We start from the raw sequence: 19,769 nt of genomic DNA on the forward strand, positions 1-19,769 counted from the left end.
TCAATTACTCAATTAAAACAAATAATTTACTTGAACATTTAAACGAGGTTGTGCCTCTAATTCACCAAGTACTAAATTTTGATTAGTTGGCAACTGGCACATAACTTGTACTCCGTATCTACTTTTGGTAATTTCCGTTCCAAAACCAATCCATTGAATTTGTCCACCAGATTCATTATTGACAATTCCATTTTCAGCATCTTTTTCCCAATTTTCAATCGTATAATTAAGCATTGGAAAAATTTGCATCCCATTGTTCAAATAAACTTGATAAAATAAATTACTTGAAATTTGGCTTCGATTTCCAAATTGGTATTGATTTGAATTTATTCCATTTTGTCGGAATTGAATATCAGTTGACCAACCCAAACGTTTATATTTTAAGGAATAAGAAGTTGAAATAAAATAATCCCAAGTACCTGTTCCTAATTGGAAATTGGGAATATTTATTTCATCTGAATTCTGTTGATTTAATTCATATTTACCTAAAGGAAATTTCAAGCCTAAACCTATTGATAAAACATGATTAATCAACCTATTTTTCTCTCCTACCAAAGTATTTAAGATATTATAATTACCCAAAAGACTGGGATCTGAAAGACCACTTAAGGTAAAATTTTTATCAAATGTCGATTTCTGATGAAAGGAATATGGAATATTTCCAACCAATTGAAATTTAGCAAAGGGAAATATTCGAAACTGAAACTCGGTTTGCTGAAATGTTTCTTGAGATTTTAAATAGACTGAATTCGGATGGGAGTTGAAAGAAAAATATTTATATCTCAAACCAACAAATGAACGATTCGACTGCGGCATGATGCCCATAAACGAAAAACCATTGGCACATCCACATATATCACAGGAATAGAGTTTTGAAGTAAAAATTAGACAAAATAGCACACTTATAAATAATCTCATTAATTTGAAAATTTAGTGTTTCGAATGAATTCCTTATCGGTCAAAGTCTTCAAAAACAAAATGATTTTTCGTTTTTCTTCCTCACTTAATGAAATACCCTTTGAAAGGATTGGATCCAAGGTTTCACTTTGAACAACACCCCTTGAATAATGATTCAACACATCATCTAATGTAAAAAAACGACCATCGTGCATATAGGGTGCCGTAAGTTCTACATTTCGTAAACTTGGAACCTTGAACTTGTATAAATCCGTTGAGTTTTCTGTAATCCTAAAACGACCCTTATCATTCAATTGCTCGTTTATTGGCAAACCATTATTTCGATAGCTTTGATCTGTAAATAATGCTCCTTGGTGACAACTTGCACATTTGGCATTAAATAAATCATAACCAGCTTTTTCATCAAGTGTGAAAACCTCTCCTTGATGTCTCATCACTTTATCATACTTAGAATTATCAGAAATCAGAGAATTCATAAATTGTGATAAGGCTTTTAAAAATCGTTGGGTGTTGATTTCATCGGTGCCAAATGCACTTTTAAACAAATTGGGGTATCGAGAGGTCTTTTTCAACTTTTCCAATACATTTCCCAATTTCTCATCCATCTCGACAGGATTTTCAATGGGCGCAATAGGAAATAAATCTAAATCACCAACTCCACCATCCCAAAAGAATTCCTTTTGCCAAGCTGTATTTTGAATAGGTGGTGCATTTCTTAGTCCCACTTTTCCTTCAATTCCATGACTTAACGGATGTCCATGGTGTGTAAATGCATACGACTGATTGTGACATTCTGAACAAGCGATGGTGTTATCTCGGGACAACAAAGGGTCATTGAAAAGCGCCTTTCCTAACTCAAATCCTTCTTTAGTCACTGGGTTTTTTGAAAAGTCATAAACAGGATCCAAGAAATTTAATGGTTTATAAAAATAAACTGATGCATTAGAATTCGAGTCATCACTCGAATTCAATGCATCAGTTTTCTCGCAACTTTGAAGTATTAAAGAGCCTAAAAATAGAAGTAACGGGTATTTCAAAATACTATTCATGAATATGATCTACAGAAAACATATTTGCATAATTTGAAGATATAGGCAATGCCAATGCTGGACTCATAATAACAGCGGAATTGGCCAATTTTACAGGATTTGTGCCAGAAAATACTTTTGAAATATCTGCTATTAAATGAACTGAGGGAGAAATACTTTTACGCACATGAATAATTTGAGGTAAAGCTAAGGTTATTCTCCGCAGGTTATTGGCCGTAGCTGAAGTTCTTCCGCCAAATCCTCCCACATGGTATTGAAATTTATTGGGTGTTGCAACATTTATTGCTGATGGCGAAGTACCTTCCAATTTAAAGAAAATATAACCAGAATTCCATGACCAATACATATTATCATCTCCATAGGAAGCAGGATCCAGCACTCCGGTTCGTTGTTCTACTGGCGAAACACTTTTTACACTATCCACTCCAATTGTAAAACTTATCTCTGTATAATCTCCAGAAGGAACATCTTTTAGGATTGGCAATAATGAATTTGCATCATTTTGCTTAACTAAAAAATATTGATCTGAAAGATTCACCGTTGTACCAGCAATGTTTTTAAAACTCACATTCGAAATAAAATAATTTAATTTGGATACAGAGAAACTTTCTGCAGATGAATTCTGATAAGTAGAATTATCCAAAATTAAACTTTGAGTTCCAACCATATTGGAAAACTCAAGTGTTACATTGTTTTTAATTGAAGGGTCTATAGGCTCAATGCTTTCATTTTTACAAGCACCCAAAAGGAAAGTAATGGATATAAAAATCCATAAAATATTTTTCATGATTTAATTCGTTAAAGTTTAATAAAAGGACTGAATTAAACAGAAAAATTGGGTGGTTTCGCTAGGCCTGAGGTGATTTGAAAATTGTAAAAATTAGAATAATAAAAATTATTTTCTGACTTTATGGGATCAAAATGTAAAATTTCAATTACTTGATTTTTTTGAACAAACAATACCAATTCTGGCATTTTCTCTAATTTTTCTGAATTAGATTTTGTTTCTTTTTCCTCAGCTGCTTTTAATTGTTTCGCCAAATAACAATGACCATTACAATTCATCTTAGGCTTATCCTTGTTCACACAAAGATTTTTTGCAATAAAATCTCTATTCACCTGGTAATAGGCAACAGCTCCCCATTGATTGAACAAAGGAACTTGAAGAATTAACAACAAAAAAAGTGCCGTGAGTTTTTTCACGGCACAAAGTTAAAAGAGAATTTCAAATTATAATTGACTAATCTCACTTTTCCTTCAAATGTATTGCTGAATCATTTATCGCAAATGGATGTTTTTCAACTAATTCCATGATGGCAGCAGATGCCAATAAAACTGGCCCATACCCATGTGCCGCAAATGGAGAAACTGGTCGATGGTAATAAAATGCTGGATCCCACGCTAAACCTGTTCCAACACAAGTACCTTCCACATGTCCATTCTCTGAGATACGTGTTTGCACTGCTTGATATGCCAGTAGAGCAGATGGCGCATAAATTCGAACATCTAACCAACCTTTATTGATTCCTTTTGCCATTACATAACTATAAATAGCAGTGGCAGATGTTTCCAAATATGAGTCCGATTTATCTAATAATTGATGCCAAAATCCTGTTCCATCTTGCAAAGCCATCAATCCACTCAAATGTCTTTTAAATTGTAGGAGCAATTCGGGTCTCTTCGGATGATTAGCTGGCAAATATTCTAACATTTCACACAAAGTTAGAATGGCCCATCCATTGGCTCTTCCCCAATGAAATTCAGGATGTGTATCTGCACCTTCCAAATATCCATGCATAAAGATATTCAAGTTCGGATTGAACATTCTTTTTTTATACGATTCATATTGAAAAATTGCCTCCTCGTAATATTTTGTATTACCTGTCTTATTACCCATTTGCATCAAAGCAGGAATGGCCATGTACAAATCATCTAACCACATGGTATGTTGAAGGGGACGAATGCGCACCAAGGTATGATCTGGCAAACGATGTTCTTCTTTTAATATAAAATCTTCGGCACGCTGAACAACGTATGATAAATCACCAGTAAACCCTGCTTTTTGTGCCTTTAAAACGCCCATCGACATCGCGCCAATATCATCCAAAGCTTTGGGATAAACTAAGCCTCTGAGGGCATGTTGTTTATCTGGATGCTGCAGGCTAAATTCTTTGGCGGCTGGCAAGGCCTTTTCGATAAAACTTAAACGATCAAACACATATTTCTTAAATCGCTCTTGTCCCGTGATTTGATTCAATGCCAACATTCCCGAATAGGTCACCCCCCATTCATAAGAAATAGGTCGAAAATCACCTTTTGAAAATTTAATTTGATCCGAATAAGGCTGTCCTGGCTCCCATTTTTGTCCACTCGTGGCATCAATCATGTGCGTGGGTGTAGCTTGTTCCAAATATGTAAAAATCTTATCTACATTAGCTAAAATAGTTTCCTTTGTAGCAACTTTGTACGGAGTAGGATAATCGGGCTGAAGCGCATGCAAGGGAGCATTGTTATCATTTGCATTGGTGATGTTTTTTTGAGCATTTGATTCAAAAATAACAAATCCAATAAGTAAAAGGGCTATTTTCTTCATATAAAATCAATTTGTTATAAAAGGCAAAAAGTTTACATTTTTACTTTAAATGCAAAAAGGCGAGAATTTCTTCTCGCCTTTTTAGATAGATTCTAATTAATCTAATTATTTAGCCTCAATACTAGATATCTGAACTACAATTTGTTGCTCACCAGCGTTTGGATTTACCGCTACAAAATATAAATCATGCATTCCGGAAGTAGCCTGAATTGCTACATTTTGTGCACTTGGTCCAAATCTTCTTGGAGGACCCGCTTGTGCTGGGGCTGCTGGTGCACCTTGTGCCGGAGCTGCTGGCGCAGCATTAGCAACACCTGTTCCTAATGGTGCTCCTTTTTGATTTGGATTCGCCACTGGTGCTGGTCCAAATCCTCCTGCATTGGATACTTCTATCATTGTTGTTTTTCCAATTACAGGACCATTTGGAGAATCAATTCTAATTTCAACTACACCACCTGCTGCTGAAGTTCTTGCTTGTGCAGAAGCCCCAATTTCAAATGATGAGATACCGGTTAAATCAATTGCTTTATACATCAAATAAGGATTTTTACCCACCATGTTTGTAGAACGCATAGGAGTAATTAATTGCTGAATTCCACTTGTTACATCTGCTTTTTCAACATCCATTTTTGGATTTCTCAACATAACCCACTTCTCAGTCTGAGCAGAAGGGATTTTGTTTTTACCTTTATCCATGTAAGTTGCACGAATTACATACACACCTTTAGAATTTGTAAACTTAGCAGGAACCTTCAAATCTAAATCGCCTTTCAAAGCAATTTTATTCGAAGCTTGCGCCTCTCCTAAACTCATTATGTATTCTACCATTAATTTAGTATCTGCCTTAGTTAAAGAAGGGTGCGCGCTCATTGCATGCTCTCCCCAAACTCCAGATCCACCTGTAATGATTTTATTACTTAATTGTTCTACAACATTTTGACCTTTATATTTCTCTGCAACTTCTTTGTAAGCTGGCCCTACCGAGCGAACTTCTTTCAAGTGACAAGATTTACAGTCATTTTTGTTGATCAATTTCAAACCAGCGGCAGCAAATAAATCTGAATCAGCTTTACGGTGAGATTGAGACATTTCAATTGGATCGTAGGTATCAGGAATATAATCTAAAGTTGTAGCTACAGACTCCTCTCCTATTTCTTTTCCTAAACTGCCATCTTCTTTATCAGTAACTTTTACTTGATAATTAATTTTCTTGTTTGGCATGTAGAATGTCTGGTTTGCACCTTGTAAATCTACATCTACCTGTGGAGGCTCATTACCTGCCAATAATTGAAGAGCCGCCACATTACTCAATCCTTTAGGATCTTTCACAGTCAACACTACCATGTACTTACCAGCTGTTGTCAAATTTAAGTTCGCCTTTTCACCAGTTAAACTTTTAACCAACTTCCCATCTTTTTTAACCGTCCAAGTATAAGTTAATTTATCACCATCGTAATCTTTTGAACCTTCTGCAGATAATGTTGTACTCATTGGCAAAGAACCTTGTGTTTTGCTAGCACCTGCAACTGCCACTGGCTTACGGTTTCCACCTTGGTATTCTACCTTAACAATCCTAGCATTATCGTTTCCTTTGAACCATGCAGAACCATATTCTAACACATATAAATCGCCATCTGGACTAAATTTCATATCAATTGCACTACCAAAAGAAGTATTTGGCATGAAACGCTCCATTGACTTATAATTTCCATTTTCATCTAAGGTGATCGACATAATCCAGCCACGCATAAACTCAATGGCTAACCATTTGTTCTCGTAATAGGCTGGAAATGCACGTTTTGCATTAGGAAAATCCGAACGGTGATAAACAGGTCCACCCGTTGCACTTCTACCCGAAGCACCTACTAATGGGAATTCCTCAGACAATCCATACGGATAATAAATCATGGCACCTTGTGCAGGAGGTAATTCTCTTAAACCTGTGTTGTTTGGAGAATCGTTAATTGGATGTGCTGCATCAAACTTTGGACCAATAGCCAATGTTTCGAAGTTCACATCGTTATATGCTTTGTTATTACCGATAAAATATGGCCACCCGAAGAAACCAGGACCTTTTGCTTGGTTAAACTCATCGTATCCTCTTGGACCTCTTTCGTTGTCTACAGAAGCATCTGGACCAACTTCTCCCCAATAGATATAACCTGTTTTCGAGTCAACACTTACTCTCCAAGGATTACGGTGTCCCATGGTGTAAATTTCAGGCTTTGTTTTTGGAGTGCCTGGAGCAAATAAGTTACCCTTTGGAATGGTATAAGAACCATCTTTTTCAGGATGGATACGTAAAATCTTTCCTCTGTAATCATTTGTATTTGCCGCACCACGTTGATCATCCCAATAAGCCTGACCTGGACGCTCATCGATTGGAGCATATCCGTCTGAATTACTGTTTGAAGTATTGTTACCAACAGTCAAGAATAAGTTTCCTGAATTATCGAAAACCATTCCACCACCTGTATGGCAACATTCTTCACGTTGAACAGGAACATTTAACATCACTTTTTCTGAGTTAAGAACCAATTGCTCGTCTTTGTATTCCATACGAGATAACACGTGGTTAGTCTCTGTTGGATGTGCATAATACACATAAACCCAATTGTTGGTTTTAAAGTTTGGATCAGCTACAATACCCATCAAACCCTCTTCTGCTTCACGTACCTGACCTAAACGGTTTTTGTATTTCGTATTCGTATTGATATGTCCAACAACTTTCGTTTCCTTCGTTTCTGGATCATATTGTTTTACATCTCCTTTTCTTTCAACAAAAAGAATTTTTCCTCCTGTGATAAAAGTAAACTCCATAGGCTCATCCAGTTTTTCAACCAAAACGGATTTAACGAAACGATTTTCGTCTGGTGCTTGGGCTAAAATAACTGATGATGTAGAAAATAATAAGGCACTGATTGCCAGTAATTTTTTCAGCATAGTTCTAGATTTAATTGTTAATTTACAAAAATGATACAATAAGAGGAGAAATGAAAATGATTTATCCTGAAAAACTACCAATTGTCAAAATTTTGCTACGAAATACAAAAAAAATAGTCCATTTGAATGGACTATTTAATTTTTATTTGCAAACTGACGCTGTGCCCAACCATCCCATTTGACCTGTGATAATACCCATAGCGCAATTCCATCGAATTCCAATTCACCACTTTAGCTATACCACCCGGAGGTGCCATTCGAACTCCCATTCCAACAAATTCGGAAATGAAAGTCGACAAATCATAATCCGAGGTATAATACGTTTCATTGGCATCGTGCATTCCATATTTGTTAAAATACTTGGAGGCCGTTTGATTATTTACCCGGTAAAAAGGCATTACTGAAAAGAAAGGGCTAATTTTATAAGGAATTTCTAAATTGGCCGTATGAGCCACCATTCCCCAATTGTCGATATAAAAACGATAAAAACCTCTTACAACAACCTTATCACCTGCAAAATAGCTTAAACGAAGTCCAACAGGGAGTTTGATTTTTGTACTTGGTAATTTCTCAGTGGTATGATTTCCATTTGTAAAATACACCCGGTGAAATGGAGTACTTAGTAATCCTTCTTGATAACCCGGTTCAATAATCCCCATTACTTGCAAGCGCTGATTAATAACCTGAGCAATGGAAAAGGATCCAGAAAAGGTATTCCTTGGTTTGTAGGCTATACCCGCCTGATCACGATGTGCACCAGATGGATAATCAGCTGGTCGCAGTTCAGAAGGTAAAATACACATATATGTATCTAAATAGGCTGAACCTTTCAAAGCATATTCAGTATTTTTATCCTTCGACAAAAAAGTTATTCCTCCATTAAATCCATGTGAACGATAATCATACTCAGTTGAAAATGCATAGCCTAAAGATTTAGTAGTTCGGGTAACATCGTCTTTAACCGACCAATTGATACTTGGATAAATATGGGTATCTTCTTTAGATGCGGATGACTTTGTTAATGGATCAATATTGTCTGAAGAAGCTGATGTATATCGATCAATATTAAAATCAACATTCAACGTATGCAAGCGATTGTATCTGTCTAATTTGGAAAATGTAATATCGAATGAATTGGCCAAATCGGTCAATTTTTCTGTTCCTATTCCTCCTGTAATGGCTGAATTATTACCATCTTGAAAATAGTAACCTGTTACAATATTTGCCTCCTCGAATTTTAATTTTCTCGATTTATAATTTGTTGTGTCGCCGTAATACGTACTTAATTGAGCTTTTCCTGCATGAAGAAAACTAGCATATAGTCCAATGGCTAAAATAACTTTTTTCATTTCTACAGGATTAATTAATTACAACCACAGCCTCCGCCACTTTTTCCCCCATTGGCTCCCGAAGCACCCTCTCGATATAGGTAAAATGCTTGTTCAAACTTTTCGCTTTTACGCGACGACAATTCCATGTCTGAATCGTTGATTCGGCTTTTTTGGTATTCCTTTACACTGGTACATGAACTAGCTACAGCTAGCAAACCAACAAAAGCTAAACCAAACTTGATTGTTTTCATATCTTTTCGGGTTCAAAAATCTTAGAATTTAAATTCTTAGTGGTATATAAATTATTTTGATCATCTATAATTACAGCTGCAATCCCATTCAATTGGTTTAGCATATTCAATCCATCTTGAATTCCCATTACAGCAATTGGGGTGGTTAATGCATCCGCTAATTCTGCAAAAGGCGCCAAAACCGTTACTGATTTTACACCTTTTACGGGATAACCGGTTTTAGGATCAATGGTATGTGAATATTTCTCTCCTTCTATCCAAACGAACTTTTCATACGTGCCTGAGGTTGCCACTGCATAATTTTTCAAAGGAATTTGGGCGATGATTTCCTCTGGAGCATCTGGATTAGCCAAAGTAATCTTCCAATCATTTCCATTTTCATCCTTCCCCCAACAACATAAATCGCCTGAAGCATTTACAATACCATTTTCAAAACCTTTAGCAATCAATAATTTTTTGGCTTGGTCTGCGGCATAACCTTTTCCTATTCCTCCAAACCCAATTCTCATGCCTTCTTTTTTTAGAAAAACGGTCTTTTCTGCAGAATTCAACTCTATGTTTTTAAAATTTATCAATTCTACTGCCTTTTTTGCATCCTTTGGATGAGGCAATTGAGTCATTTCTCTATTAAAATTCCAAAAATCTTTGTCCAATGATCCATAACTCAAATCAAAAGCCCCTTCAGTTAAATTAGAAATTTTTTCAGCACGAACCATTAATTGGAAAAACTCCTCTAATACTTTAACGGGAGACTTACCTGCATTCAAATTAATTTGATTGGTTATACTCGATTCGCTAAAAGTGGTAAATAAGGCTTCAATTCGTTTGATTTCATTCACGGCCTCCTCTAATGCTTGATTTGCCAATTCCTCATCTTCTCCAACTACTCCTAAGATGAAGCGGTTACCCATCAAACGTTCTTTTCGCCTAAAAATTCTCATTTAGAGCTTTCTATTTCTTGAAGGAATTTGGAAATATTGGGTTGAAACCCCTCCCATTTGTGAAGAACTTTTCCATCGGCATTAATCAATACCGTAAGAGGAAATTTTCCATCCTGGTTGTATTTTTCAGCCATTAAATCGTTTTTGGCCTGTTGCGATTTTTCCAATTGATTTTTTTTCAAACGAGGAAAATCTGCTCGAACCAACACCAATTTTGGGCCTGCAAAAGTTTTGAATGTTTCAGACTCAAACACCTCTTTTTTCAACTGAATACATGGTCCACACCAATCGGAACCAGAAAAATTCAATAAGATTAATTTATTTTCTGCTTTGGCAGTTTTTTGGGCTTCCGCAAAATCATTCCCCCAACCCTCGCCACCACCTAGCACCTGAAAACTAACAAACAATACCAATATAAATGCTTTCATTAGGCTGTAACTGATAAAATATTTCCGTTTACTTGTGTTTTATAAACTGTCAAACTCGACCGAGCAACAGTGTTTAATGTCTGTCCATTAAGTGCAAATCTTGCACCGTGGGCAGTACAAAAATATTCTGTTTTATTTAAAATGATTTGTCTTTTAGGCTCATGCGTACACACTACTGAAGCAGCCACATAGGCTCCAGCAGTTGTTTTACCCACAACATACATATTATTTACAATGATATACCCTCCAGCTGTTTTCAAATTACTTGCAGCAGATGAATTTAAATCTATAGAAACTAATGCATTTACAGAAGGAGTCGTTGGTGTCGTGGGTGTGGTGGGTGTGGTTGGCGTTGTAGGAGTAGTTGGAGTAGTAGAAACATTCACCGGAGAAGTTGAACTCAAATCCGAAACAGTATCTCCATTTGTATTTACTACCAATGCATTTACATTAAAATCTTCATTTTGTGTACAACTTCCTAAAACAGCCATTAATGCAGGACCAGTAAATCCAACTTTTTTCAAAAACTCATACCTGCTATACTTATCTTTTTTCATAGGGTTAATTTCAATTCTTCAAAAATATACAAATTAAAGTTAAGCCAAAATACATGTTGACCAACTGAATAGAAGAATAGATGAAACTAACCAATTTGATGACTTTAATCTCTATAGTTAAGTGCTGGTTTTCGGTTACCAAGTAAAGATTCATATTTGAAATCAGGTCCTCTTCTTGAATCCAGTTCCTCTTTGGCTTTTTTCAAAACTTCTGGAGATTGAAATAAATCGATTGCAGTAGAAGCAATTGTTTTTGCAGCTACCATCATTCCCTTTTTACCAATACTCATTCCACCTGCAGCAACTGCCTGCCAACTATGAGCTGAAGTACCAGGCACCCAGGTAGCAGTACCAAGGCCAACTGTTGGCACTGTCCAACTCACATCGGCCACATCAGTAGATCCACCACCACTTGGGTCTGGTCGGCCTAAGTAGGTTTGTTGCGTACTGTTTAAATCAACTTTTTGCATTCCAGGGGTTTGCTGAATGGTTTTTGCAAATTCCATTTCTTTGGCGTCCAATGAATAACCACCTACTTGTTTCAAATTATCACCCATTACTTTCACTAGGGCATCATTTGGTAAAACTTCATATACTCCCCCTATCAATTCCACTTCATATCGAGTACTTGTACCTAAAGTCGCCCCTTCAGCAGCCTTTTCAATACGGCTCCAAACATCTTTTACTACATCTCTTTTTGGAGAACGCACATAGTAATAAACCTCTGCAAAATCTGGCACAATATTAGGAGCCTTTCCTCCATTTGTAATAACATAATGTATACGCGTTGAACTTGGCACATGCTCACGCATTAGGTTTGCCATGTAATTCATTGCCTCCACAGCATCCAAAGCAGAACGACCCATCTCTGGTGATGCTGCTGCATGTGAAGCTAATCCATAAAATCTAAATTTCCCTGCTTTATTGGCTAATGAAGATGTACTAGCAACCGTATTTTCATCATTCGGATGCCAATGCAACATCGCATCTACCCCGTTAAATAAGCCAGCACGCACCATGTATACCTTGCCAGAACCCCCTTCTTCAGCAGGACAACCATATACCTTTATTGTACCTTTTTGACCCGTTTCTTTCATCCACTCTTTCACGGCAATCGCAGAGGCTACAGAGGCAGTTCCAAATAAATGATGTCCACAGGCATGTCCGCCAAGTCCTCCTACGGATTTTTTTTCAGGAATTGAGTCTTGCGACATCCCAGGTAGCGCATCATATTCAGCCATAATTCCAATGACTGGTGAACCTGATCCAAAACTTGCTACAAAGGCAGTTGGTATTTCGGCTACTCCTGATTCAACTGTGAATCCGGCATTTTTCAAGGTTTCCTGCAATAAATTTGAACTTTGTTTTTCCTTGTACCCTACCTCAGCAAAGTTCCATATCTTTTTGGAAATTTGTCCATAAAAGGCAGATTTATTGTCTAAATTTTTAAGCACTTTCGCTTTTGGCGACTGGGCATAAATTGAGCTAATTATAAAAAATAGACAAAAAGCAAATGAATTAATAAACTTCAAGTGTTTCATAATTTAGTTTAGATGAATTTAAAAAGACAATTTAACCAGATTTTTCAAATTTACATCTGAATATAATTTTTTAAATGTTCTATTGTTTCCAGGTGGCCTTTGATCGTAATGGTTATTAGGTCATTAATAGATACAATTTGAAGGAATATACCATTTTCCACAACGGGCAAATAACGAATATGTCGATCCGACATAATAATCATACACATTTCAACGGTCGTTTCACTGTCAATTGCAGGCAAATCAGTGGTCATAATTTCTTCAACAGAAGCGTCTATGGAGCTCTTTCCCATTAAAATCACTTTCCTAGCATAATCACGTTCAGTAAAAATGCCAAGATAAGTAGAACCATTCATAACAATTACAGAACCAATATTATGCGTTTGCATCAATTGCAAAGCCTCAATAACTTTCGCGCGAGGAGAAATACTAATCACCGGCTTGCTTTTAGAAGCTAAAATATCTTTAACCTTTTTCATATTAAATGAGATTTAAATGGTGAAAAATGAAATACTCATAAATATAGTAAAAAACAGCCTATAACAGTTTGATTCCCAAAATTGAATTATTTAAATTTAATTTTGAATAAAACCTTACCTGTGAAACTTTCTAAACCTTCTTTAAGCTTTAGCCAAATAATCAATATGAATGTTGGTTTTTTTGGCATACAATATTCCTTTGGACTTCAACAAAGTGCTATTAATCCCATTTACGATTTCCTAGGAGCTAGCCCAGATCAAATACCTATTTTAAACATTGCTGGTCCTGTAACCGGACTGCTCGTTCAGCCTATCATTGGTGCATGGAGCGACCGTACCTGGCACCCGAAATGGGGCCGCAGAAAACCATTTTTCTTAGTAGGCGCATTATTATGTAGTCTCTGTCTGTTATTATATCCATTCAGTTCAAGTCTATGGATGGCCGCCGGATTATTGTGGGTTTTAGATGCAGGCAATAATACTGCCATGGAGCCCTACAGAGCTTTTGTTGCAGACAAATTAAATGAGGACCAACAAGGTACAGGCTTTCAAATGCAAAGTTTTTTTACAGGGTTGGGACAAACCTTGGCTAATTTATCCTTGTTTATTTTTCCATTAATATTTGTAGGAAAAACAGGATCCTTACCCACCTGGGTATATGCATCCTTCTTTTTAGGTGCCATTTGTTCGGTTGGAACCATATGGTGGAGCATGAAAACTACTCCAGAAATTGAACCCGATGCAGCTGAATTGGAACATATTAGAGCAAATAAATTAAGTCCTTCTGGCTCCATTAAAGAAATTTTTAGTGCCATTTTAGAAATGCCAAAAGTTATGTGGCAATTAGCCTTGGTTTATTTATTTCAGTGGTATGCACTATTCTGTTATTGGCAAAACTCCTCAAAAAGTATAGCACTTTCGGTTTGGAATGTTACCCCAAAAGATAATCCAAAATTATATGAAGAGGCCGTTTCTTGGACTGGATTAGTCAATGGTTGGTACAATATTGTCACTTTTTTAACTGCCTTAATTTTGGCGCGCTATGCACAAAAACATGGTGCAAAAATGGTTCACATGGTTTGCTTATTATTAGCAGCCATTGGCTTCATTACTTTCCCAATGATTGGTGACAAAAATTTGTTATTTTTTGCCATCACAGGTTTTGGAATAGGCTGGGCAAGTATGATGGGAATCCCTTATTTGTTAGTTGTAAATGACATACCAAAGGAACGCTATGGGGTTTATATGGGCATTATCAACATGATGATCGTCATCCCAATGATTCTTCAAAACCTAACTTTTGGCTATATATTAAAGAATTTCTTAGGAAATGATTCCCGTAATGCCATTACCTTTGCAGGTGTGTTGTTGCTTTTAGCATGTATCGCAACGAGTAGAATTAAATCAAAAAGTATAAAAAATTGATATGAGTGTATTGTGTATTGGCGAGGCCTTGATAGATATGATCTGTACCGACAAAGGAAGTTCGCTTTCAGAAGGTCAAAATTTCTTAAAAAAACCTGGAGGAGCTCCCACCAATGTTGCAGCAGCCATTGCCGCCTTGGGTGGATATGTTAGCCTTAGTGCGAAAGTTGGTGATGATCCATTTGGAAAACAACTGGTAGAGGTAATGAAAGATTTTGGGGTAAATACAGACCATGTGCATTTGGACAAGGACAATTTCACAACCTTTGCTTTTGTATCCTTGATGTTGGACGGTGAAAGAGATTTTGTTTTTAACCGTGGAGCAGATGCACATTTAAATAAAGCAGATATTCAGAAAATAGATCTAAACGACTTTTCAATTATTCACTTTGGCTCAGCCACCGGATTCTTGGAAGGAAGCTTAAAAGAAGCCTATTATTATTTATTAAAGGAAGCGAAAAAAGCAAACAAAACCATTAGCTTTGACCCCAATTATAGGCATTTACTTTTTGGAGATAAGCAAGATCTTTTTATCAATTGTTCCCAGGACTTTCTAAAAATTGCCGATTTCACTAAATTAAGTGATGAGGAGGCGATTTTAATCACAAGAACAAAGACATTGACAGAAGCAACTGAAGCTTTGCTGAAAACTTGTCCAGGTGTATTTGCCATAACTCTTGGAAAAGATGGTACTTTATTAGGTTTTAAAGGTCAAACGATTACCATTGGTTCAATTCCTATTCAGGCAGTTGACACCACGGGTGCAGGAGATGCATTTGTGGGTGCTATTTTGTATCAATTAGATCAATTAAATAAAAAGCCAAATGACCTTTTAGAAGAGGAATGGAAAAATTTAGTTCAAAACGCCAACAAAGCTGGTGCCAGAACTTGCGAATTTCTTGGGGCAATGGAGGCCTTTAAACATTTAAATAATAGCATTTTTAATTAGATATCGTGTATAATATTACCCTAACACAACATTTACAAGGTCTTGCTAAAAAATTCAAACTTGGAAAAACGGCAAATGACCAACAATTCCTAACACATTTCATTGCTAACATCGATGAAATTCAGGCCATATTTCACATGATTTATGGCCAACATCCAAATTATTCAACTTTTTTTGAACAGCTTTTGGAAAGCATTTTTGAGACTCATGCTGCAAGAAGTAAAGCATTGAAGGAAAGAGATGAAGAAAAGGCTAAGCAAGGATTTTGGTATTTAAGTAACCAATTGATGGGTATGAGCCTTTATGTTGACCGCTTTGCCGGAAGCTTAAAAGGAATGAAATCTAAATTAGATTATCTTGAGAATTTGGGAGTAAATTATTTACACCTAATGCCCATTTTTGAAAGTCCAGAAGGTGAATCAGATGGTGGATATGCAGTTTCTGACTTCCGGAAAGTAGATAAGCGATTTGGCTCAAATAAAGACTTGATCGATCTGCAAAAAGAATTACAAGCCAAAAACATGTATTTGATGATTGATATTGTGCTAAATCACACTTCACATCACCACGAATGGGCTAAAAAAGCAAAAGCTGGCAACAAAGAATATCAGGATTATTTTTATTTCTATGATGATAGAAAAATCCCAGACCAGATGGATGAAACCATGCCTGAGATTTTTCCAGAAAGTAGTCCTGGTAGTTTTACTTATATACCAGAAGCTGACAAATGGGCCATGACAGTATTTCATCATTACCAATGGGATTTAAATTACACAAATCCGAAGGTATTCTTGGAAATGCTTTCAAACGTATTCCATTATGGCAATTTGGGTGTAGATGTATTGCGAATTGATGCACCCGCTTTCATTTGGAAGGAAATGGGTACCACTTGTCAGAATTTACCCAAAGCACACAAATTACTTCAATTAATTAAATTATGTACGGAAGTTGCCACTCCAGGAATGGCGCTGTTGGGAGAAGCAATTGTAGCTCCAGCCCAAATCATGGAGTATTTTGGAACTGGTAGATTTGTAAATCACGAATGCGATGTTGCCTACAATGCGACTCAAATGGCGGTCCAATGGGATGCATTGGCTACTGGCGACACCCGAATTATGTTGGCTGCCCAACAAGAATTACAGAAAAAACCATTGGGGGGAACATGGATCACCTATACCCGTTGTCATGACGATATTGGATTGGGATACGACGATTACATGATTGAACAGGCAGGTTTTACTCCCTATTTGCATAGACATTATTTAAAAAATTATTACGGAGGTATTCAAACTGATTCTCCTGCAGCAGGAGCTTTGTTTGCAGTGAATCCGAAAACGAATGATGCAAGAATCTCTGGCTCATTGGCTTCCTTGTGCGGTTTAGAAAAAGCAAAAGCAGACAAAGACAGCAAAAAGATTCAGGAATCCATTCAAAAAATCATTTTAATGCAAGCCCAAAGCTTCCTTTTAGGTGGTATTCCAATTATTTTTTACGGAGATGAGGTTGGCTATGAAAATGATTACTCCTACTTAAAAGATGCTGGAAAAAGTTATGATAACAGATGGATGCATCGCCCTATTATTGATTGGAAAAAAAATGCTCTTGCGGAAAAAGAGGGAACCTTCGAAAATCAAATTTTTTCAGCCACCCAAAAATTAATTCAAATCAGAAAACAATTTGAAGCTTTCGGTGATTACAAAAACATTGAATGGTTGCATTCTCATAACAAATCGGTTGTTGGATACAAAAGAACCTTGCGAAAGGAAACATTTATTTGCTTATTCAATTACAGCAATCAAGATCAGGGTTTAACCTATTATGTTTTTGAAGAAAATGGAGAAAAACCCAAAAAGGTAAAAGACCTTTGGACCAACAAAAATATTACTATTTCCTATGATCACGACCACTTAAATTTCAAACCTTACCAATTCTATATCTTTAAATTATAATGGCACTTCCTAACATTTTTTCAAAAGAAGTTTGTGATTCAATTATTCAAAGACTCAATCAAATACAACCCGATTCAAAACCTAATTGGGGTACAATGAATGCGTCTCAGATGATGGCTCATTGCTGTGTGACCTACGAAATGGCATTTGAAAACATTCACAAACAACCTCCTGCAATCGTTCGATTCTTCTTGAGAAAATTTGTAAAGCCAATGATTGTCAATGAAAAAAAGTATGGCAAAAATCTTAAAACGGCAAAAGAATTCATCATTGCAGACGATAAAGAATTTGACAAGGAAAAAACAAGACTAATTGCCTACATCAATAAAGCGAAAGATTTAGGACCTGAATATTTTGAAGGAAAGCCTTCATTAATCTTTGGAAAGCTTACAAGTGTTGAGTGGAATAATATGTTTATTAAACACTTGGAACACCATTTGGAGCAGTTTGATGCATAATAAACGCGCTATGCGCGTTTATTATTATCTAATTTTCAACTTTTAATTTATTCAGGTATTCCTTCGTAGTCACATTCTCCTTCGGAGCCAATTTATAAGCCTCCTGGTAGTCCTTACGTTTTAAATCCCCATTCTTGATAGATTTCAAAAAGCTCATCCATGCAAATGGATTGGTTAAGGAAAGATATGCGTTATTGTAGAAATTCTTATTGGCTAGATTATAAACCATTTGATCTGAAAAATTCCTAAAATTGGCTGCAGAACCCATCCCAGCTTGCATGGCCATAATTTTTAAATCTGATTTATCTAAGTTTCTGTTGGCATTATCACGCATTTTTTGATTAGGTAATTTCATATCCAAAAATGCTTGTTTAAATTCCGATTCGTCCGAATGTCGATATACCTTCACCTCTGCCAACATAGTGGATTCTTCCTCCATTTTTATAACTGTCTGATGGATCTGCTCATTATCTTTTGGAACGATGTACATTTTCTTTTTAAAACCTACATAAGAAAAAACCAAGGTATCGCCAGGAAAAACCTGCATCTCTACAACACCCAAATTATCTGAAATAGCACCGCGACCAGCTACTGGATTATACAAATAGGCCAAAGGCAAATATTCAGCATTACGGGATGACACCACTCTTGCTTGAAAAAATACAGTTTTATCTTGTCCTTGGGACATCACATCTGAAATACCAAACAAGAAAAAAAACGTAAAAAGTACAAGCCAAAATTTCATACTGCAATTTGACAAAAAATCGAATTCAAAGTGATTAAAAATTGTTAATGTTTGTTAGCATTTAAAAATTCCTATTTTCCTATATTCCTATTTTCCTATATTCCTATATTCTAAAATTCTTAGATTCTTACATTCTCATGCTCTTAAACCAACTTCAATAAAGCAATTATAAATGGAATAGATAACAATAAGCCATCAAAACGATCTAGAAAGCCTCCATGTCCTGGAATGGTGTTTGCAGAATCTTTAATATTTATACTTCGTTTAAATAGAGATTCAACCAAATCTCCATAAGTACCCGCTACTACAATAATCACACCAATTGATATCCATTCGATTAAGGTATAATTGGTAAAAAACTTACCCAAAATAAAGGCGACTAGCATAGCAGAAACAAATCCCCCGATGCTACCTTCCCAAGATTTTTTGGGAGATACCCGCTCAAATAATTTGGTCTTACCGAATTTAGTCCCGGCAAAATAAGCCCCAGAATCACTTGCCCAAAGTAAAAACAAACATCCCAAAATAATTTGTGGATCATAGTTTTCATTTTTAACAAATGCCAAAACCGTTAATAAAGCAAAAGGAAGGGCCACATAAATTAAGCCTAAAAACGTGTAGGCAATATTTTGAAATGGATTTACATCTTGCTTTTTATATAATTTTATAAAAAATATTAGTGTTAATAAGGGAGAAAGGATGTAATAATTTTGATAAGCCAAAACCCCTTTTTCAATAAAAAAGGTCAACAAATGCATCACAATTCCACAAAAAGTACCAAAAAAGGTTAATGGCAAATTCCCTTCCATAGAACCGATTAATTTATAAAATTCTAATTGAGCTAAAGCTCCAATGATTAAGAACAACCCTAAAAAAGTATAATCACTAAATTGTATGCAAAAAATTAAAAATGGAACTGCAATTACTGCGGCAATTACCCTTTGCATCAAATTTGACATATCCTTTAATCCCATAAATCTATTTTTCTAAATATTCTTTCGCCAGATCAGCCTCCTGATTTGGTACCAATAATTCTCCAAAACCTATTTGATAGCCGCTTATTTTTTTATTCAAAACAATTGCATCAATTGCACAATTTTCCTTTAAATTTATTTTTAACATCTCTAAATGCTCTAAGCTCTCAGATTTTGCAACTACAGTCCAGTTATTCATTCTAATTGTTAATGGTTAATTGTAAATTGTTAATGGTTA

The 19,769-nt window shown here is 35.9% G+C and carries 20 protein-coding genes; 4 read left to right on the plus strand and 16 right to left on the minus strand.

Annotation, left to right across the window (positions count from 1 at the left end; genetic code table 11):
• Positions 1 to 12: 12 nt before the first annotated feature.
• From EOJ36_RS07110 to EOJ36_RS07170, 13 genes are all read right to left on the minus strand, one after another.
• Positions 13 to 918, minus strand: a complete 906-nt coding sequence (locus tag EOJ36_RS07110; protein WP_127803806.1) for a hypothetical protein — start codon at positions 916 to 918, stop codon at positions 13 to 15.
• A complete protein-coding gene (locus tag EOJ36_RS07115) occupies positions 918 to 1,889 on the minus strand; it encodes a cytochrome-c peroxidase (RefSeq protein WP_238944432.1) in 972 nt (323 codons plus the stop codon). The genes EOJ36_RS07110 and EOJ36_RS07115 overlap by 1 nt, the downstream gene beginning before the upstream one ends.
• A 70-nt stretch (positions 1,890 to 1,959) precedes the next feature.
• Positions 1,960 to 2,754: an MbnP family protein gene (locus EOJ36_RS07120; protein ID WP_127803811.1), complete on the minus strand. Its 795-nt coding sequence runs from the start codon at positions 2,752 to 2,754 to the stop codon at positions 1,960 to 1,962.
• Between the two features lie 35 nt (positions 2,755 to 2,789).
• On the minus strand, positions 2,790 to 3,170 hold the full coding sequence (locus EOJ36_RS07125; protein WP_127803813.1) for a hypothetical protein: 381 nt from the start codon (positions 3,168 to 3,170) through the stop codon (positions 2,790 to 2,792).
• Positions 3,171 to 3,213: 43 nt separating this feature from the next.
• Positions 3,214 to 4,560 (minus strand): glycoside hydrolase family 88/105 protein, encoded by a 1,347-nt coding sequence (locus EOJ36_RS07130; protein ID WP_127803815.1) that lies wholly within the window; start codon positions 4,558 to 4,560, stop codon positions 3,214 to 3,216.
• A gap of 105 nt (positions 4,561 to 4,665) precedes the next feature.
• The gene (locus tag EOJ36_RS07135; protein ID WP_127803817.1) at positions 4,666 to 7,503 is read right to left on the minus strand and encodes a PQQ-dependent sugar dehydrogenase; all 2,838 of its coding nucleotides are present in this window, start codon (positions 7,501 to 7,503) and stop codon (positions 4,666 to 4,668) included.
• A gap of 131 nt (positions 7,504 to 7,634) precedes the next feature.
• Positions 7,635 to 8,852, minus strand: coding sequence for a DUF3570 domain-containing protein (locus EOJ36_RS07140; RefSeq protein ID WP_127803819.1), 1,218 nt, complete (start codon positions 8,850 to 8,852; stop codon positions 7,635 to 7,637).
• Between the two features lie 14 nt (positions 8,853 to 8,866).
• Entirely contained in the window at positions 8,867 to 9,085 is a 219-nt protein-coding gene (locus EOJ36_RS07145; RefSeq protein WP_127803821.1) for a DUF4266 domain-containing protein, read from the minus strand.
• Positions 9,082 to 10,026 carry an FAD:protein FMN transferase gene (locus tag EOJ36_RS07150; RefSeq protein ID WP_238944433.1) on the minus strand — a complete coding sequence of 315 codons (945 nt, stop codon included), beginning with the start codon at positions 10,024 to 10,026 and terminating at the stop codon, positions 9,082 to 9,084. The genes EOJ36_RS07145 and EOJ36_RS07150 overlap by 4 nt, the downstream gene beginning before the upstream one ends.
• Positions 10,023 to 10,454, minus strand: coding sequence for a thioredoxin family protein (locus EOJ36_RS07155; RefSeq protein ID WP_127803823.1), 432 nt, complete (start codon positions 10,452 to 10,454; stop codon positions 10,023 to 10,025). The genes EOJ36_RS07150 and EOJ36_RS07155 overlap by 4 nt, the downstream gene beginning before the upstream one ends.
• A complete protein-coding gene (locus EOJ36_RS07160) occupies positions 10,454 to 11,011 on the minus strand; it encodes a Rieske 2Fe-2S domain-containing protein (protein ID WP_127803825.1) in 558 nt (185 codons plus the stop codon). The genes EOJ36_RS07155 and EOJ36_RS07160 overlap by 1 nt, the downstream gene beginning before the upstream one ends.
• Before the next feature lie 104 nt (positions 11,012 to 11,115).
• The gene (locus tag EOJ36_RS07165) at positions 11,116 to 12,552 is read right to left on the minus strand and encodes an amidohydrolase (protein WP_127803827.1); all 1,437 of its coding nucleotides are present in this window, start codon (positions 12,550 to 12,552) and stop codon (positions 11,116 to 11,118) included.
• A 50-nt stretch (positions 12,553 to 12,602) separates the two neighbouring features.
• Complete coding sequence (locus tag EOJ36_RS07170) at positions 12,603 to 13,031, minus strand: CBS domain-containing protein (RefSeq protein WP_127803829.1); 429 nt, start codon at positions 13,029 to 13,031, stop codon at positions 12,603 to 12,605.
• A 165-nt stretch (positions 13,032 to 13,196) separates the two neighbouring features.
• Between EOJ36_RS07170 and EOJ36_RS07175 the strand changes: the two genes are divergently transcribed.
• Genes EOJ36_RS07175 through EOJ36_RS07190 form a run of 4 tightly spaced genes read left to right on the plus strand, consistent with a single transcriptional unit; the run spans position 13,197 to position 17,812 of the window.
• A complete protein-coding gene (locus EOJ36_RS07175; RefSeq protein ID WP_127803831.1) occupies positions 13,197 to 14,456 on the plus strand; it encodes an MFS transporter in 1,260 nt (419 codons plus the stop codon).
• Between the two features lies 1 nt (position 14,457).
• Positions 14,458 to 15,405: a carbohydrate kinase family protein gene (locus tag EOJ36_RS07180; protein WP_127803833.1), complete on the plus strand. Its 948-nt coding sequence runs from the start codon at positions 14,458 to 14,460 to the stop codon at positions 15,403 to 15,405.
• Between the two features lie 5 nt (positions 15,406 to 15,410).
• Complete coding sequence (locus tag EOJ36_RS07185) at positions 15,411 to 17,354, plus strand: alpha-amylase family glycosyl hydrolase (RefSeq protein ID WP_127803835.1); 1,944 nt, start codon at positions 15,411 to 15,413, stop codon at positions 17,352 to 17,354.
• Complete coding sequence (locus EOJ36_RS07190; protein WP_127803837.1) at positions 17,354 to 17,812, plus strand: DUF1569 domain-containing protein; 459 nt, start codon at positions 17,354 to 17,356, stop codon at positions 17,810 to 17,812. Before EOJ36_RS07185 ends, EOJ36_RS07190 begins: the two co-directional genes overlap by 1 nt.
• A 28-nt stretch (positions 17,813 to 17,840) precedes the next feature.
• Here EOJ36_RS07190 and EOJ36_RS07195 read toward each other — a convergent pair whose 3' ends face one another.
• The 3 genes from EOJ36_RS07195 to EOJ36_RS07205 form a co-directional block, all read right to left on the minus strand.
• Positions 17,841 to 18,557 carry a peptidase associated/transthyretin-like domain-containing protein gene (locus EOJ36_RS07195; RefSeq protein WP_127803839.1) on the minus strand — a complete coding sequence of 239 codons (717 nt, stop codon included), beginning with the start codon at positions 18,555 to 18,557 and terminating at the stop codon, positions 17,841 to 17,843.
• Between the two features lie 143 nt (positions 18,558 to 18,700).
• Positions 18,701 to 19,531, minus strand: coding sequence for a phosphatidate cytidylyltransferase (locus EOJ36_RS07200; RefSeq protein WP_238944434.1), 831 nt, complete (start codon positions 19,529 to 19,531; stop codon positions 18,701 to 18,703).
• Positions 19,532 to 19,535: 4 nt separating this feature from the next.
• Positions 19,536 to 19,730: a hypothetical protein gene (locus tag EOJ36_RS07205; RefSeq protein WP_127803841.1), complete on the minus strand. Its 195-nt coding sequence runs from the start codon at positions 19,728 to 19,730 to the stop codon at positions 19,536 to 19,538.
• Between the last annotated feature and the right edge of the window lie 39 nt (positions 19,731 to 19,769).

This window comes from Sandaracinomonas limnophila (assembly GCF_004005965.1).
Taxonomy (GTDB): Bacteria; Bacteroidota; Bacteroidia; order Cytophagales; family Spirosomataceae; genus Sandaracinomonas; species Sandaracinomonas limnophila.